The following is a 14,712-nucleotide window of genomic DNA, read 5'->3' as shown; positions in this document are numbered from 1 at the left end:
GCGGCGCGACGCCGCTTCGATCGCGCCTTGCCGGATCGTAACTTGCCCTGCGGCGCAAGCAGGCCCTATCGTTGCGGTGCGGGGCGCGCAGCCTCGCGCAAGCCTTCGGAGAAGTCCTCATGCGTATCAAAGCCCTCGTCGCCGCATCGGCTGCGGTCCTGGTCCTGGCCGCTTGCAGCAAGGCGCCTGAAGAAAAGGCCGAAGCCCCCGCGACCGATGCGGTCGAGGCCGCCGGCAGCGCCGAGGAAGCGGCCCTGACGGTCGATCAAGCCGCCAAGGACGCCGAGGCCGCCGCCAACCAGGCCATTCAGAACGACACCGCCGCCACCACGGCCCCGGCGGCAACGACGATGCAGGGCGCGGACGCCTCCGCCGCTGCGCCGTCGCCCGCCGCCCCCGCCGAACCGCCGCACGCGCCCGCCGCCCACTAGGTTCGCCTGCAAGCCATCGATCAGGCCGCCTCGAACGAGGCGGCCTTTTTCGTCTTTGCGACGAAGGTGCTAGAGCCGGGCCATGATCTCCGATGACGACGCCTCGCCGCAGTTGACCTGGACCGAAGAAGGCGAGCCGCGCTCGGGCCGGTTCGGGGATGTCTATTTCTCGCGCGACGACGGGCTGGCGGAAACGCGGGCGGTTTTCCTGGATGGATGCGGCCTGCCCGACGCCTGGGCCGGGCGGGACTGTTTCACGGTGGCGGAGCTGGGCTTCGGCACGGGGCTGAACATCGCCGCCCTGCTTGACCTGTGGCGGCGGACCCGGCCCGAGGGCGCACGGCTGCACATCTTTTCCATCGAGGGTTACCCGCTGACTGCGGACGAGGCGGCGCGGGCGCTGGGCGCCTGGCCGGAGTTGGCGCAGGCGACGCAGGCGCTGATCGACGCCTGGCCGTCCGCGACGCCGGGGTTTCACCGTGTGGACCTGCCGGGCTTCGACGCCGTGCTTGACCTCGCGGTCGGGGACGCGGCCTGGGCGTTGGAGCAGTGGTCGGGGGCGGCCGACGCCTGGTTCCTGGACGGTTTCTCGCCGGCGCTGAACCCCGGCATGTGGTCGCCCCAGGTGATGGCCCTGATCGCCGCGCGCTCCGCGCCGGGTGCGCGCCTGGCCACTTTCACCGTTGCGGGCGCCGTGCGGCGGGGCCTGGCCGAGCAGGGTTTCGTGGTCGAGAAACGCCCCGGGCATGGTCGCAAGCGCGAGCGGCTGGAGGCGCAACTGCCTTCTGCCTTTGCGCCTGTGCCGCTTCCCAGCATCGCCGTGATCGGCGCCGGCGTGGCGGGAGCATCTGTGGTGCGCGCCCTGAGGGACCAAGGCGTCCGGGCCGTGGTGTTCGAGGCCGAACGGCCGGGCGCGGGCGGATCTGGCTTTCCAGCGGCCCTGGTCACGCCGCGCCTGGATGCGGGCGACACTGGCATCGCCGCCCTGCATGCCCAGGCGCTGGGGCGGGCGGGACATCTGTATGCCGCGACGCCGGACGCCGTGACGGGTCATGGGGTGCTGCAACTGCCCCAGGCGCCGCGCGATGCGGCCCGGTTCGAAAAGATCGCGTGCCAGTCGATCTGGGCCGAGGGCGCGATGGCCGTGCTGGACGAAGACGCGGCCGCGACCCTGGCGGGCGAGACGACGGGGCAGGGCGGTCTGTCGATGAAGGGCGCCTGTGCGGTGCGTCCCGCCGCCGTGCTGTCGGACTGGCTGGGCGATGCGGACATGCGCTCGGAACGGGTGACGAAGCTGAAGCGGATCGACGGCCGCTGGAGGCTGTTCGGCGAAGCAGACGCGGTGCTGGCCGAGGTCGATGCGGTGTTGATGGCCGGCGGTTGGGGATCGGCCGCCCTGCTGGATGGGCATGATCCGGCGCCGCGCCTGACGCCTGTGCGGGGTCAGGCGGATTGGGTGGAGGGCGACGTGGTTACCCATCCCATGGCCTGGGGCGGCTATGCGGTCCCGACCGGCCATGGCGTGCTCTATGGCGCGACGCATGACCGAGGCGACACCGACACGACGCCGCGTGACGACGACAGCGCGAGAAACCTGGCGACCTTGCGGGCGCGTCTGCCGGGTCTGGCCGACAAGATCGAGGCGGCGGGACAGGCGCAGAGCCGCGCCGCGATCCGCGCCACCACGCCGGATCGTCTGCCCCTGGCGGGCGCTTTGGACGACGGTCTCTATCTGCTGGGCGGGCTGGGTTCGCGCGGCTTCTGCGTGGCGCCGGTGCTGGCGGAGCATGTCGCCGCCCTGATCCTGAACCGACCGTCGCCGCTGCCGCGCGATCTGGCGGCGCGCGTTTCGCCGCACCGGTCGGCGGTCGTCGGCAATCCCCTTGCACCCCCGTCGCCGGCGAGCGCAGGATGAGCGGGGGGCTGCTTCGGGAGCCAAGCATGCATCGTCTCATCCTGTCCTCGGCCGCCGTCCTGGCGCTGTCGGCCTGTGCGCCATCGCCCGGCGCGACGACGGCCAGCCGCGTCGACGCCACCCAATGTTTCCGGCCCAGCCTAGTGCGGAACTTCACCGCCCCCAACGACCAGACCCTGTATGTTCGCACGTCCGGCGCCGACGTGTTCCAGATCGAAACCACCTTCTGCCGCGACATGACCCGCGCCCTGTCGGTCGCGCTGGAGCCGCTCTCTGGATCGAACCTGTGCGTCGGCGATCAGGCGACCCTGCGCAGCCCGGCGACCGGCCCTGAACCTTGCCGCGTCCGCATCGCCAGGAAGCTGACGGCCGAAGAGATCGCGGCCCTGCCCTCGCGGGATCGGCCCTGATCGGAAAACCGCTGCGGGACCGTCAGGAAGATTGAATTCTTCCGCGCTCGGGTATGAAATGATCGTCTTGCCTGGGGAGGGAAGAGAATGATCAGAACAATCGGTCTTGCAGCGATAATGGCGACAGCAGCGCTGGCGTCACCCGTGGCGGCGGAAAGCTGGGCCGCGTTTTCGCGCAGCGACGCCACCGTCTATCTCGTCGATCTGGACGGCCTGACGCCGGTGGACGGCGTGGCGACGACGCGGATGGCGCGGGTGCCGGCGCACGGCGACGTGGCCAATCTGAGCCATGAGACCGAAGAGGTGATGGTGCGGTGTTCGGACGGCCAGTCGCGCTCAGGCGCGACGGTGACCTATGGGGCGGACGGCGCCGAAACCGACCGCTATTCCGAGGACACGCCGTGGGAGGCGACGCCCAGCGGCGGCATCTACGGCGGCATCAAATCCTTCGCCTGCGAGGAGATGCGGCCCCAGAACACGGCGTTTCCGACGATTGCGGCATTCATCGCCGGCGGACGCGGCCAGTAGGCCGCGTCCCTCTCGTCGTCAGACGTCGACGGCGGCGTCCAGGGCGTTTTCTTGGATGAACTCGCGGCGCGGTTCGACCACGTCGCCCATCAGTTTGGCGAACAGGTCGTTGGCGTCTTCCTCGTGCTCGACCGAGACCTGCAACAGGGTGCGGGCGTTGACGTCCAGCGTCGTCTCCCACAGCTGCTCGGGGTTCATCTCGCCCAGACCCTTGTAACGCTGGATCGACAGGCCCTTCTTGCCGGCGTCCAGCACGGCGTTCAGCAGGTCCAGCGGCCCACGAATGGTCGTGGACTTGTCTTTGCGGCGGTATGTGGCGGGGGCGACGAAGACGCCGTCGAACGCCTGGGCGCGTTCGGCCAGACGACGCGCGTCCAGCGAACGGATCAGCGTCTCTTCCAGAACGATGGTCTCCTGCACCGCGCGACGGGTGCGGGTGAAGACCACGGCGCCCTGTTCGCCCGGCGCGCCGGTCCAGTCGCCGTCGCCCTCTTCGGCATAGAGGTTCAGGCGCACGGCGGCGGCGGCCGATGCGGTCGCCATGTCGGAGTTCTCGGCGAACAGGCCGGCCAGGGCCGCCTGTTCGATGGCGAAGGCGGGCGCGCGCTGGCTGAGGCGATCGACGCTGGCGCTGAAGGCCTTGGCCTCACGCACCAGGGATTGCAGGTCCAGACCCAGGCGACGCTCGCCGGTGGACATGTCCAGCTCAGCCTCGGACGAGCCTTCCTCGATCAGGTAGGAGTCCATCTCGGACTGGTCCTTGAGGTAGCGCGACTGCTTGCCCTTGGCGACCTTGTAGAGCGGCGGCTGGGCGATATAGACGTGGCCGCGCGTGATCAGCTCGGGCATCTGACGATAGAAGAAGGTCAGCAGCAGGGTGCGGATGTGGGCGCCGTCGACGTCGGCGTCGGCCATCAGGATGATCTTGTGATAGCGCAGCTTGTCGGCGTTGAAGTCGTCGCGGCCGATGCCTGTGCCCAGCGCCAGGATCAGCGTCCCGATCAGTTCCGACGACAGCATCCGGTCGAAGCGGGCGCGCTCGACGTTCAGGATCTTGCCGCGCAGGGGCAGGACGGCCTGGTTCTCGCGGTTGCGCGCCTGTTTGGCTGAACCGCCGGCGGAGTCGCCCTCGACGATGAACAGTTCGGACTTGGCGGGATCGCGTTCCTGGCAGTCGGCCAGCTTGCCCGGCAGGCTGCTGATTTCGAGCGCCGACTTGCGGCGGGTCAGGTCGCGGGCCTTGCGGGCGGCTTCACGCGCGGACGCCGCCTCGATGATCTTGGCGACGACCTGCTTGGCCTCGACCGGGTGTTCCTCGAACCATTGCGACAGACCCTCGGAGCACAGGCCCTCGACCGCCGGGCGCACTTCGGACGAGACCAGCTTGTCCTTGGTCTGGCTCGAAAACTTGGGATCCGGCACCTTGACCGACAGGACGCAGGTCAGGCCCTCGCGGGCATCCTCGCCGGTGACGGAGACCTTCTCCTTCTTGCCGGCGCCCGAACTCTCGATATAGCCGCCCATGATGCGGGTCAGGCTGGCGCGGAAGGCCGACAGGTGGGTGCCGCCATCCCGCTGGGGGATGTTGTTGGTGAAGCACAACATCGTCTCGTGGTAGCTGTCGTTCCACCACAGGGCGAGATCGATCTCGATCCCTTCCTTCTTGCCGCGAATGACGATGACGTCCTTCAGGATCGGCGTCTTGGACTTGTCCAGATGGCGCACGAAGGCTTCGACCCCGCCCTCGTAGTGCAGGATCATCTCGACCGGCTCGGCGTGGCGCTGGTCGGCCAGCTTGATGACCACGCCCGAGTTCAGGAAGGCCAGTTCTCGCAGGCGATGCTCCAGCGTCTTCAGGTCGAAATCGATATGGCTGAAGGTCGTGACGGACGGATAGAAGGTGACCTCGGTACCGCTCAGGGCCTTGCCGGTGTCCTCGCGGATCGGGGCGTCGCCGGTGATCTCCAGCGACTTGACCGTGTCGCCGCGCTCGAAGCGCATCTGGTGCGCCTTGCCGTCGCGATAGATCTTCAGCTCCAGCCAGTCGGACAGGGCGTTGACGACGGACACGCCCACGCCGTGCAGACCGCCCGAGACCTTGTAGGAATTCTGATCGAACTTACCGCCCGCGTGCAGCTGGGTCATGATGACCTCGGCCGCCGAGACGCCTTCGCCCTCGTGGATGCCAGTGGGAATGCCGCGGCCGTTGTCGGTCACGGTGACCGAGCCGTCGGCGTTCAGGATGACCTGGACCAGGTCCGCGTGGCCGGCCAGGGCCTCGTCGATGGCATTGTCCACCACCTCATAGACCATGTGGTGCAGGCCGGAGCCGTCGTCGGTGTCGCCGATATACATGCCAGGGCGTTTGCGCACGGCGTCCAGGCCTTTGAGAACCTTGATGGAATCGGCGCCGTATTCGGGCATGTCGGCAATCGGATCGGTCATGAAGTCATTGGCTCTGAAGTCCCGACCGGGACGGGGATGGAGCGCCGAACAGAGCGCTCGAATCGACCACGGGATCGCACCGCGCCGAAGCCCGCAACATATAGGAAATTTGACGGGAATTGCGAGCGAAACGGTCGTTGGGGCGGGGTTTCTGCGGCCTCTTGCCGACGACCCAAAGCCCGTCCTCGTCTGCTGGTTCTAGGGAGAGAGACAACGACACGATGTTCGCCGGCGCCGAAGCGGCCTGGCTTCAATGTGTGCTTGTCGACAAGGCCTTGCCGAGGTCTCGCTGAGCATGAAGAACGCGCCAGATGTCGATGACGCCATTCCCGGCTTGATAGCAGATCAGGTAGGGGAAACCGGCGATAGGCCACGTCCGAAGACCATTGAGTCCGAGCGCGGCGCCCACAAGGGGCGAGCCGGCTTCCGGCGCATGAGCGAGACGGTCATAGGCCTTGGCCAAGGCATTGACGAACCGATCCGCGATTTTCTGGCCCGCCTCCATGGCGTAATAGTCCACCGTCTCCTCGACATCGCGTGCGGCAGCGAGCCGAGGCGAAACCGAGAAGATCACTTGGCCGCGTGTTGACGGATGCGTTCTCGCAGGCGTTCGAAATAGGCCGCATCGATTGGCTGGCCCGGCCCGGAGTCTCGACCTTCGATCAGCATGTCGCGGACACGTTGCTTATCCTGCTCCAACTGCACCAGAGCCAGGACGTAGTCGCTGTCGGCGGTCAGGCCCTGATCGGCGACCTGAGCGTCGATGAAAGCCTTCAATGAATCCGACAGGGAAAGGGTCATCGTCGCCATGGGCCGAGGATAACGGAACGGCGAACCGTCGGCAATCTAATCGCTTTCCAGCGCGCCGCCGGTGACGCGGACGAACTGGGCGCGGCCTTCCAGACCCGCGAACAGGCCGCGTTCGGTGCCGGTCATGAAGGCCTGGAGATCGAGGGCGACGATCTCTTCGAACAGGGCGGCGCGGCGGCGTTCGTCGAGGTGGGCGGGGGCTTCGTCCAGCAGCAGGACGGGGCGGGCGGCCCCGGCGACGGCCCCCGTCCCGACATGATCCGACAGGCGGGTGATCTGGGCCAGGATCAGGTTCAGGACCAGGGCCTTCTGCTCGCCCGACGACCCCTCGGCGGCTGGGCGCTGTTTCTCGCGATGGATGGCCGTCAGGTCGGTGCGGTGCGGCCCGAACAGGGAGCGTCCGGCGGCGCCGTCGCGGGCGCGGGCCTTGGCCAGGCCTTCACGAATGGCGGCGGCGATCTCGTCTTCTTCCGCGCCCGTCTCGGCCATTTGTTCGGCGGGGCCGTCCAGCCCCAGGTCGGCCTGGGGGAAGGGGCGGTCGCTGCGGGCGTCGATGGCGGCCTGGAGCGCGTGCAGGGCGGCGACACGGGCGATGGCCGCGCGGGCGCCGGCCTCGCCCAGGCGAAGCTCCAGTGCGTCCAGCCAGACGGGATCGGCCTCGCGCCCGTCGGCCGCATCGTTCAGCAGGCGCAGCCGTTCGCGCAGGGCCTTTTCATAGATCGAGACGCTGGCGGCGTGATCGGGATCGGCGGCGAACACCAGCCGGTCGAAGAACTTCAGCCGCTCGGCCCGCGCGTCCGAGAACAGCCGATCCTGCTCGGGCGTGGCCCAGACGGGGCGCAGATAATCGAGCAGCCGTCCCGGCTGCGCCGTCTCGCCGTCGATCCGCACGATGCGCCGCGCCGCGCCCGCCGCCTGGACCCCGGTGCCCAGCCGGGTCTCGTCGTCCAGTTCGACCATGACGGCCCAGGCGCGCCCAGTGGCCTCGCCGGGCTCGCGCCGGCCCATCTCGGCGGCCGTAGCCCCGCGCAACCCCTTGCCGGGGGTCAGGAGGCTGATCGCCTCCAGCAGATTGGTCTTGCCCGCCCCGTTTGGCCCATGCAGCACCACAGGCTCGGAGGTCATCTCCAGCCGCGCGCCTGCATAGGAGCGGAAGTCGGTAAGGGTGAGGGAGGTGAGGCTCAATCTATCCGTTCATCCCGGCGGAAGCTGGGATCCAGTCGGGCTGCCCCGCCGATATGCGCGGTATCATGTTCCGTATCGAGCTTTCCAAACGTGGAGCTCTTCGAGCAGTGCTTCGGCCTTCAGTTCGTATGAAGGCATCAGGCGGCCATCGGCCTCGGAAGGCAGACCGCGGAAAACCCAGAGGCCGAAGTTCTCACGCCGCGGCTGATCAACCAAAGCATACAAAACGTAACCATAAAGAGGGGTGCGAAGAACCCAAAATCTGTCGATTGCGCTCCATCGCATCAATGGCCGCCGCTTCAGTCCGTCGATCTGAAAACCATCTTCGGAGAGAATTAGGTTGGCGGGAAACAGAGCGCTCAACGCCATGCGGATGGTGACCCACGCTGCCAGCGCGAACCAAATCCAGCCGATTGTCGACACCAACCCATCTTCCAACCCGATCAATTGGAAGGCCGCCCATGCGCACAGCGCAAAGAACACAGCTCGCAGAACGAACGGTAGCCGTTTGATCGCTATGACGCGCCGTTGCCGGCTCACACCCGCAGCGGCATCAGCACATACTGAACGCCCGGATCGGCCGGATCGAGGACCAGGGTGGGCGAGGCCGGGTCGGCGAAGCGGAAGGCGGCGTTCTCGCCGGTGATCTGGCCGGCGACGTCCAGCAGGTAGCGGGCGTTGAAGCCGATCTCGAACGGTTCGTCGGAATAGCCGATCTCGACCTCTTCCTCGGCCTGACCGGCCTCCATGTTGCGCACGGTCAGCTTCACGCGGTCGTTGTCGAACGCCAGTTTCACCGAACGGCTCTTCTCGGCCGAGATGGTGGCCACGCGGTCGACGGCCTTGGCGAACAGGGCGTTGTCGATGTCGGCCTGTTTGTCGTTGCCCTTGGGGATGACGCGCAGATAGTCGGGGAAGGCGCCGTCGATGACCTTGGACGTCAGGGACGCCTCGCCCATGGAGAAGCGGATTTTCTGGGCCGAGACGGTGACCTCGACCGGGCCGCCGGCGTCGTCCAGCAGGCGACGGACCTGGTCCACGGTCTTGCGCGGCACGATCACGCCGGGGCCGCCGGCCGCGCCCTCGGGCGCCGGGGTCTCGGCCAGGGCCAGGCGGTGGCCGTCGGTGGCGACGGCGCGCAGCAGGGGCACGCCGGCCTCCGACACGGTGTGCAGATAAAGACCGTTCAGATAGTAGCGGGTTTCCTCGGTCGAGACCGCGAACCGGGTCTTGTCGATCAGGCGCGCCAGGTCTTCCTTGGGCATGACGTAGGAGGCGCCGGCGTTGTCGGTGGACATGACGGGGAAGTCGCCCGCCGGCAGGACCGGCAGGTTGAAGCGCGACCGACCGGCCGAGACGACAAGGCGCGGATCGTCACCCGAATAGAGCAGCGAGACCTCGGCGCCTTCCGGCAGCTTGCGCACGATTTCGTACAGGGTGTGGGCGGGGGCCGTGATCTGGCCCTCGACCTGAACCTGGGCCTCGGCCTCGTCCACCATCTCCATGTCCAGATCGGTGGCCGCGAAGGCCAGCCGGTCACGCCCTGCGGACAGCAGGACGTTGGACAGGATCGGAATGGTGTTTCGACGTTCGACGACGCTCTGCACGTGGCCCAGGGCCTTGAGGAGCGCGGATCGTTCGATGGTCAGCTGCATATCGTCTCGCCCGGCGCGGCCGATTCGCAGATGGCCGCGGTTAAGTGACCTTGGACACTAGCGGATTGCGCGGCGGGAGCAACGGGTCAGTCCCGCTGCTCCACAGCTTCAACCGCGCAGCTTGCGCGTCAGGGCCTCGACGTCGCGGGCGATCTGGTCGTCCTGCGGCATCAGCTCCTCGATCTTGCGCACGCCGTGCAGGACCGTGGTGTGGTCGCGCCCGCCGAAACGACGGCCGATGTCGGGGTAGGAGCGGGTCGTGTGCTGCTTGCAAAGATACATGGCGATCTGGCGGGGGCGGGCCACCGCACGGGTGCGGCGCTCGCTGAGCAGGTCGGCCTGTTTCATGTTGAAGTGGTCGGCGACCGTCTTCTGGATCTCGTCCACGGTGATGCGGCGCTCGGGTCCGCCGCGCAGGGCGGCGCCCAGCAGGATCGAGGCCTCGTCCACCGAGACGGCCGACAGGCGCGAGCCGGCGGCGGCGGCCAAGGTGTTCACGGCGCCTTCAAGCTCGCGCATCGAACCGGGGGTGCGGTCCACCAACTGGGCCAGAACCTCGGGGTCAGCCTCGCCCTGGACGACGCCCAGGGCCGACAGGGCCTTGAGACGGTTCTGGGCCACGGCGATCTTCAGCTCGCGGTCGCCCGCCTCGACCGGGCAGGTCAGGCCGGCGGCGAGATGGCTGCGCAGGCGCGGCTCGACCTCGGTCAGGGCCATCGGCGCGCGGTCGGCCGAGAAGACGATGCGTTTGCCGTCCTCGATCAGGGCCGTCAGGGTCGAGAGCAGTTCTTCCTGGGTGCTCGTCTTGCCGCCCACGAACTGAACGTCGTCCAGCAGCAGCATGTCGGCCGAACGCAGGCTTTCCTTGAAGGCGGCGGTCGAGCGGTCCTGCATCGCCTTGACGAAGGTCGACAGGAAGCGCTCTGCGGTCAGATAGACCACCTTGGCCTCGGGCCGCAGGCGCTGGGCCTCCCAGGCGATGGCGTTCAGCAGGTGGGTCTTGCCGTAGCCGTAGGGGCCGCAGAAGAAGACGGGGTTGAAATGGCCGTCGGCCCAGCTGGCGACCTGTTTGGCGATGGCCAGGGCGAAGGCGTTGCCCTGACCCTCCACGAAGCTGTCGAAGGTCAGGCGGTCCTGCAGGCCGGCGGCGCGCACGGCGCGGGCCCCATCGGCGCTAATATGGGCGGCGCTGATCGGGGCGGCGGGAGCGATATGGGGCGTGGAGGCGAAGGCGGCGAGACGCGGGGCGGCGTCCACCACATTGCCGGCCATAACGGCCGAGGCCGGCGGGGCCGAACCCACTTCGGCGCGGCAACGCACCTCAAGGCGACGGTTTAGGCCGTCCAGGCCCAGCCACAGCTCGTTCATGCGGCGCAGGGCGTTCTTGCGCACCCAGTCGCGGGCATAGGCGGTGGGCGTGACCAGTATCAGATGGCCGGCGTTGTCCAGACGGACCGCCGACGGGGCGATATAGGACGAGAAAGGGCCGTCGCCGATCTCGGCGCGCAGGCGCACGGACGCCTCGCTCCAGATGCGGTCAGGGTCCGTCATTCCCGACGTATTCGTTCCGCCCGCCATCGCCGTTGCGCCCCCAACCATCTTGCCCGCCCAGTTCAAAACCAAAATCCGACCTTCCGCGGCTTCAGGGCGATGGTTCAGGGACGACTTCTCCTGCGCCGAAAAGCGATGCTTTTCGGACGGGGTCGAACCTCTGGACAGACATCTCCCGCCAACGCGAAACCTGAGCCTCGCGCCGTCTTCATCCGTGCTGGGATGGAAGTGCGTTAGAGGCCAAAACTTACGCTGCGAGCCGGGTGGGTCAACGCTGATTCGTTGGTCGATTCGCAGTTAAATTGTTTGACTCCGTCAAACCCTGATCCTGCTTGGAATTTCTGGCGAACTGCTGCTCGACGAGCGCGGATTTCAAAATTGCACCTTAGCGACACAACGCAAAACGGCGAAGGAGCTTGCGCGCCTTCGCCGTTGATATTGCTTTATAATCCCACAACGAAACAGCGACAGCTGCTCCGTCTGCGTCGGATTAAATTTGGCTCAGGCGGCCGACAGCTTCTTTAGCTGGGCGGCCAGGCGCGACACCTTGCGCGAGCCGGTGTTCTTGTGAACGACGCCCTTGGAGACTGCGCGCATCAGCTCGGATTGAGCTTCAACGAAAGCGGTCTTGGCGACGGCGGCGTCGCCACCGGCCAGAGCTTCCTGGAACTTGCGCAGATAGGTGCGGACGCGCGAACGGCGCGCCTTGTTCACTTCGGTACGCGCTTCGATCTTGCGGATCGCCTTGCGGGCGCCGGGGTTGTTGGCCATGTCAAACCTTCGAACGGAAAACGCCGCGGAGCACACGTCCACGGCGCGGAAATCTCAAGAGGGCGGGCCTATAGCCGAAAGCCCGGAGGCGGTCAACGCGGAGTCTTCCTTGATCGACTCACGGGTTGGTCGATGGCGAACCCGGATGTCGTCGCACAACGCGCCTTTTGGGCGGCGTTTCAAACGCACCACGATCATGTTCAACGTTCCAGAACGCCAATTCCTTCGCGGCTTTTTTCGCGGTGTTGAACGGGTGCAACGCTTTCTGAAACTTCATGAATTGGGTCGTTTTCCGGCCATGTTTGTGCCGTCCCACGGGGGTCTGAAACCTTCTCCCGGATCGTCGTTCCATGACCCAGACCGCGCTTCTCCTGCTTGCGCTGGCCCCCACCGCCGGTGTCGTTCAACCTGCCCAGCCCCAGGTGCAACAGGAAGAGCCCACGACGGTGCTGCCTGATGTCGAGGTCACGGCGGCGCGGCGCGGCGTGGCCTTGGGCGGGCAGGAGCCGATCGTTTCCTATGACGCCGCCCAGATCCAGGCGTTCGGCGCGACCAACATCGGCGAACTGGTCACGCTGCTGGAAGCTCAGACCCGCAGCGCGCGTGGCGGCTCGCCGGTCTTCCTGGTCAATGGGCGTCGCATCTCAGGCTTCCGCGAGATCCGCGGCATCCCGCCCGAGGCCATCGACCGTTTCGACGTCCTGCCGGAAGAGACGGCGCTGTCCTATGGCTACAGCGCCAATCAGCGGGTGGTGAACATCGTCCTGAAGCCGGACTTCACGTCCCTGACCGCCTCGGTCAACGTCAGCCGGCCCGAGCAGGGCGGCCGCACCACGACCGCCAGCGAGAACAACGTCCTGAGCATCGCCGGGACCGACCGCTGGTCGCTGGACATCAACGGCACGACCGCCAACACCCTGTTCGAGACCGAGCGCGACATCGACCGCAGCGACACGGCGGGCGGCGGCGCGAACGGTCAGGAGGCGATCGCCTATCGCACCCTGTTGCCCAAGACGGCGCAGGCGTCGGTGGCCGGCACATACAAGCATGATCTGAACGACAAGATCGGGATGACGCTGAGCGGCAGTGTCGAGGACGCAAGCAACCTCAGCTACCAGGGCCTGCCCGGCGTGAGCCTGAACGTGCCGGGGACCAATCCGTTTTCGCCGTCGGGCGCAGACGCGGCCCTGTTCCGCTATCTGAACCTGCCGGGCGCCCTGACGCGCGAGACCGACACGCGCACCGCCGAACTGGGCACGGTGTTCGACGGCTATGTGGGCGACTGGCGCTGGACGGCGACGGGGGAGTACAGCCGCGTCGAGACCGACACCTCGGTTGGGCGGGGCGTGGACGAAATCGCACTTCAGGCCGCAGTGACGGCCGGCGACCTGACGGTCAATCCCTTCGGCGACCTGACCAGCCGGGCCACGGTCAATGCGCGCGACACAGCCAACTCGGTGGCCCAGAGCGCGACGGCCGAACTGGTGCTCAACGGCCGCCCGTACGAGCTGCCGGCGGGCGACATCACCTCGACCTTCAAGGTCGGCGCCGGTTATCAGTCGCTGGATTCCGGGAGCGTGCGTTCGGGCGTCGCCGTGGATCGGTCGCAGTCGCGCAACACGGGCAGCGTCCAGGCCAACATCGACCTGCCGATCTCCAGTGTCGAGCGGGGCATCCTGCCCAGGATCGGCGACCTGTCGGCCAATCTGAACCTGGCCTACGAGGAACTGTCCGACTTCGGCGGCGTGTCGTCGCTCGGCGCGGGCCTGAACTGGACGCCGGTCGAACGGCTGTCGCTGTCCGCCAACTATTCCGGCGAAGGCAAGGCCCCCACCGTCCAACAGTTGAACGACCCGACGGTGTCGACGCCCAACATCCCGGTCTTCGACTTCCGAAACAGCCAGACCGTCGAGATCAACCAGATCACCGGCGGCGATCCCAATCTGAAGGCCGAGGATCGGCGCATCCTGAAGCTGGGCGTCAACTGGCAGCCGGTGTCGGACAAGGATTTCCGCCTGAACCTGGCCTATACCCGCACCCAGGCGGACGACGAGATCTCCAGCTTCCCCACGATCACGCCCGACCTTGAAGCGGCCCTGCCGGATCGGTTCGTGCGCGACGCCGACGGCAATCTGCTGTCCATCGACGCCCGCCCGCTGAACTTCTTCAAGCGCGAGCAGCAGGACGTTCAGTGGGGCTTCAACTTCTCGCGCCCCTTCGGCAAGGCCGACCCTGCCTTGGCGGCAGCGGGGCCAGGCGGACGCCCAGGCGGCGGCATGATGATGGGCGGCGGCCCACGCGGCCATGGAGGCCCCGGCGGCGGTGGTCGGCTTCGCGGCTCCGGTGGGCCGGGGATGCAGCCGGGCCAGGGCATGTTCAACCTGTCGCTGACCCACACCTGGCGCGTCCAGGACGAGGTCGTGATCCGCGAGGGTCTGGCGCCGCTGGACCTGTTGAACGGCGACTCCATCTCCGGCTCGGGCGGACAGTCGCGCCATGAGGTCCAGCTTCAGACCGGCCTGTTCAAGAACGGGCTGGGCGCCTTCGTCAACGCCAACTGGCGTGCGGGCACCACGGTCAACGGGGACACGCTCGGTTCGCCCGATCTGGATTTCTCGGGACGGACGACGGTCAATCTGTTCGCCTTCGCCGACCTGACCCAGCGCACGTCGTGGGTCGAACGCTTCCCGATCCTGAAGGGAACGCGGATCGGCTTCGGCGTTCAGAACATCTTCGACGACCGTGTGTCCGTGACCAGCAGCGACGGCGCGAAGCCGGTCAACTACCAGCGGGACTATCTGGACCCGCAGGGGCGAGTGTTCCGCATCAACCTGCGCAAGATCCTGTTCTAGGGGATCAGACCGGCGGCTCAGGGCCAGACGGTCGCCAGCGCGATCATCACGACGGCGGCGGCGAGCGCGAGGGGAAAGAACAGACGGTCCGACATCGGTCGACTGTTACCTCTGTGCGTCCGGTGCGACAAGCAGAGCCGGCGGCCCGGCGCCGGCGAG

Annotated in this window: 14 protein-coding genes; 5 read left to right on the top strand and 9 right to left on the bottom strand. The window is 67.3% G+C overall.

The genetic code is table 11. The annotated features are described in order from the left end of the window. Nucleotides 1-119: 119 nt before the first annotated feature. The 4 genes from WC597_RS00845 (at nt 120) to WC597_RS00830 (ending at nt 3,284) form a co-directional block, all read left to right on the top strand. Nucleotides 120-431 (top strand): hypothetical protein, encoded by a 312-nt coding sequence (locus tag WC597_RS00845; RefSeq protein ID WP_159846703.1) that lies wholly within the window; start codon nt 120-122, stop codon nt 429-431. 82 nt (nt 432-513) lie between these two features. Then, nucleotides 514-2,346, top strand: coding sequence for a tRNA (5-methylaminomethyl-2-thiouridine)(34)-methyltransferase MnmD (gene mnmD, locus WC597_RS00840; RefSeq protein WP_372691322.1), 1,833 nt, complete (start codon nt 514-516; stop codon nt 2,344-2,346). Nucleotides 2,347-2,372: 26 nt separating this feature from the next. After that, the gene (locus WC597_RS00835) at nt 2,373-2,756 is read left to right on the top strand and encodes a DUF6491 family protein (protein ID WP_372691321.1); all 384 of its coding nucleotides are present in this window, start codon (nt 2,373-2,375) and stop codon (nt 2,754-2,756) included. 87 nt (nt 2,757-2,843) lie between these two features. Continuing rightward, nucleotides 2,844-3,284, top strand: coding sequence for a hypothetical protein (locus WC597_RS00830; protein ID WP_372691320.1), 441 nt, complete (start codon nt 2,844-2,846; stop codon nt 3,282-3,284). Nucleotides 3,285-3,302: 18 nt separating this feature from the next. Here WC597_RS00830 and gyrB read toward each other — a convergent pair whose 3' ends face one another. The 9 genes from gyrB to WC597_RS00785 form a co-directional block, all read right to left on the bottom strand. After that, nucleotides 3,303-5,729, bottom strand: a complete 2,427-nt coding sequence (gene gyrB, locus WC597_RS00825; RefSeq protein WP_372691319.1) for a DNA topoisomerase (ATP-hydrolyzing) subunit B — start codon at nt 5,727-5,729, stop codon at nt 3,303-3,305. A 250-nt stretch (nt 5,730-5,979) separates the two neighbouring features. Then, nucleotides 5,980-6,303 (bottom strand): type II toxin-antitoxin system RelE/ParE family toxin, encoded by a 324-nt coding sequence (locus tag WC597_RS00820; protein ID WP_372691318.1) that lies wholly within the window; start codon nt 6,301-6,303, stop codon nt 5,980-5,982. Next, complete coding sequence (locus WC597_RS00815) at nt 6,300-6,530, bottom strand: type II toxin-antitoxin system ParD family antitoxin (protein WP_372691317.1); 231 nt, start codon at nt 6,528-6,530, stop codon at nt 6,300-6,302. Before WC597_RS00815 ends, WC597_RS00820 begins: the two co-directional genes overlap by 4 nt. Nucleotides 6,531-6,575: 45 nt before the next feature. Continuing rightward, a complete protein-coding gene (gene recF, locus WC597_RS00810; protein ID WP_372691316.1) occupies nt 6,576-7,724 on the bottom strand; it encodes a DNA replication/repair protein RecF in 1,149 nt (382 codons plus the stop codon). A 63-nt stretch (nt 7,725-7,787) separates the two neighbouring features. Beyond that, nucleotides 7,788-8,207: a hypothetical protein gene (locus WC597_RS00805; RefSeq protein WP_372691315.1), complete on the bottom strand. Its 420-nt coding sequence runs from the start codon at nt 8,205-8,207 to the stop codon at nt 7,788-7,790. Nucleotides 8,208-8,260: 53 nt separating this feature from the next. Next, nucleotides 8,261-9,379, bottom strand: a complete 1,119-nt coding sequence (gene dnaN / locus WC597_RS00800; protein WP_372691314.1) for a DNA polymerase III subunit beta — start codon at nt 9,377-9,379, stop codon at nt 8,261-8,263. Between the two features lie 108 nt (nt 9,380-9,487). Further along, on the bottom strand, nt 9,488-10,930 hold the full coding sequence (dnaA, locus tag WC597_RS00795; RefSeq protein WP_372691313.1) for a chromosomal replication initiator protein DnaA: 1,443 nt from the start codon (nt 10,928-10,930) through the stop codon (nt 9,488-9,490). A gap of 501 nt (nt 10,931-11,431) precedes the next feature. Further along, nucleotides 11,432-11,701 (bottom strand): 30S ribosomal protein S20, encoded by a 270-nt coding sequence (gene rpsT, locus WC597_RS00790; RefSeq protein WP_135194610.1) that lies wholly within the window; start codon nt 11,699-11,701, stop codon nt 11,432-11,434. 118 nt (nt 11,702-11,819) lie between these two features. Then, a complete protein-coding gene (locus WC597_RS00785) occupies nt 11,820-11,978 on the bottom strand; it encodes a hypothetical protein (protein ID WP_372691312.1) in 159 nt (52 codons plus the stop codon). A 73-nt stretch (nt 11,979-12,051) separates the two neighbouring features. Here WC597_RS00785 and WC597_RS00780 point away from each other — a divergent pair, with 73 nt between their 5' ends. After that, complete coding sequence (locus tag WC597_RS00780) at nt 12,052-14,553, top strand: TonB-dependent receptor plug domain-containing protein (RefSeq protein ID WP_372691311.1); 2,502 nt, start codon at nt 12,052-12,054, stop codon at nt 14,551-14,553. Nucleotides 14,554-14,712 lie beyond the last annotated feature (159 nt).

This window comes from Brevundimonas sp., assembly GCF_041648115.1.
GTDB lineage: Bacteria > Pseudomonadota > Alphaproteobacteria > Caulobacterales > Caulobacteraceae > Brevundimonas.
Note: the sequence above shows the minus strand (reverse complement) of the source record. Positions and strands in the feature narration are given on the sequence as shown.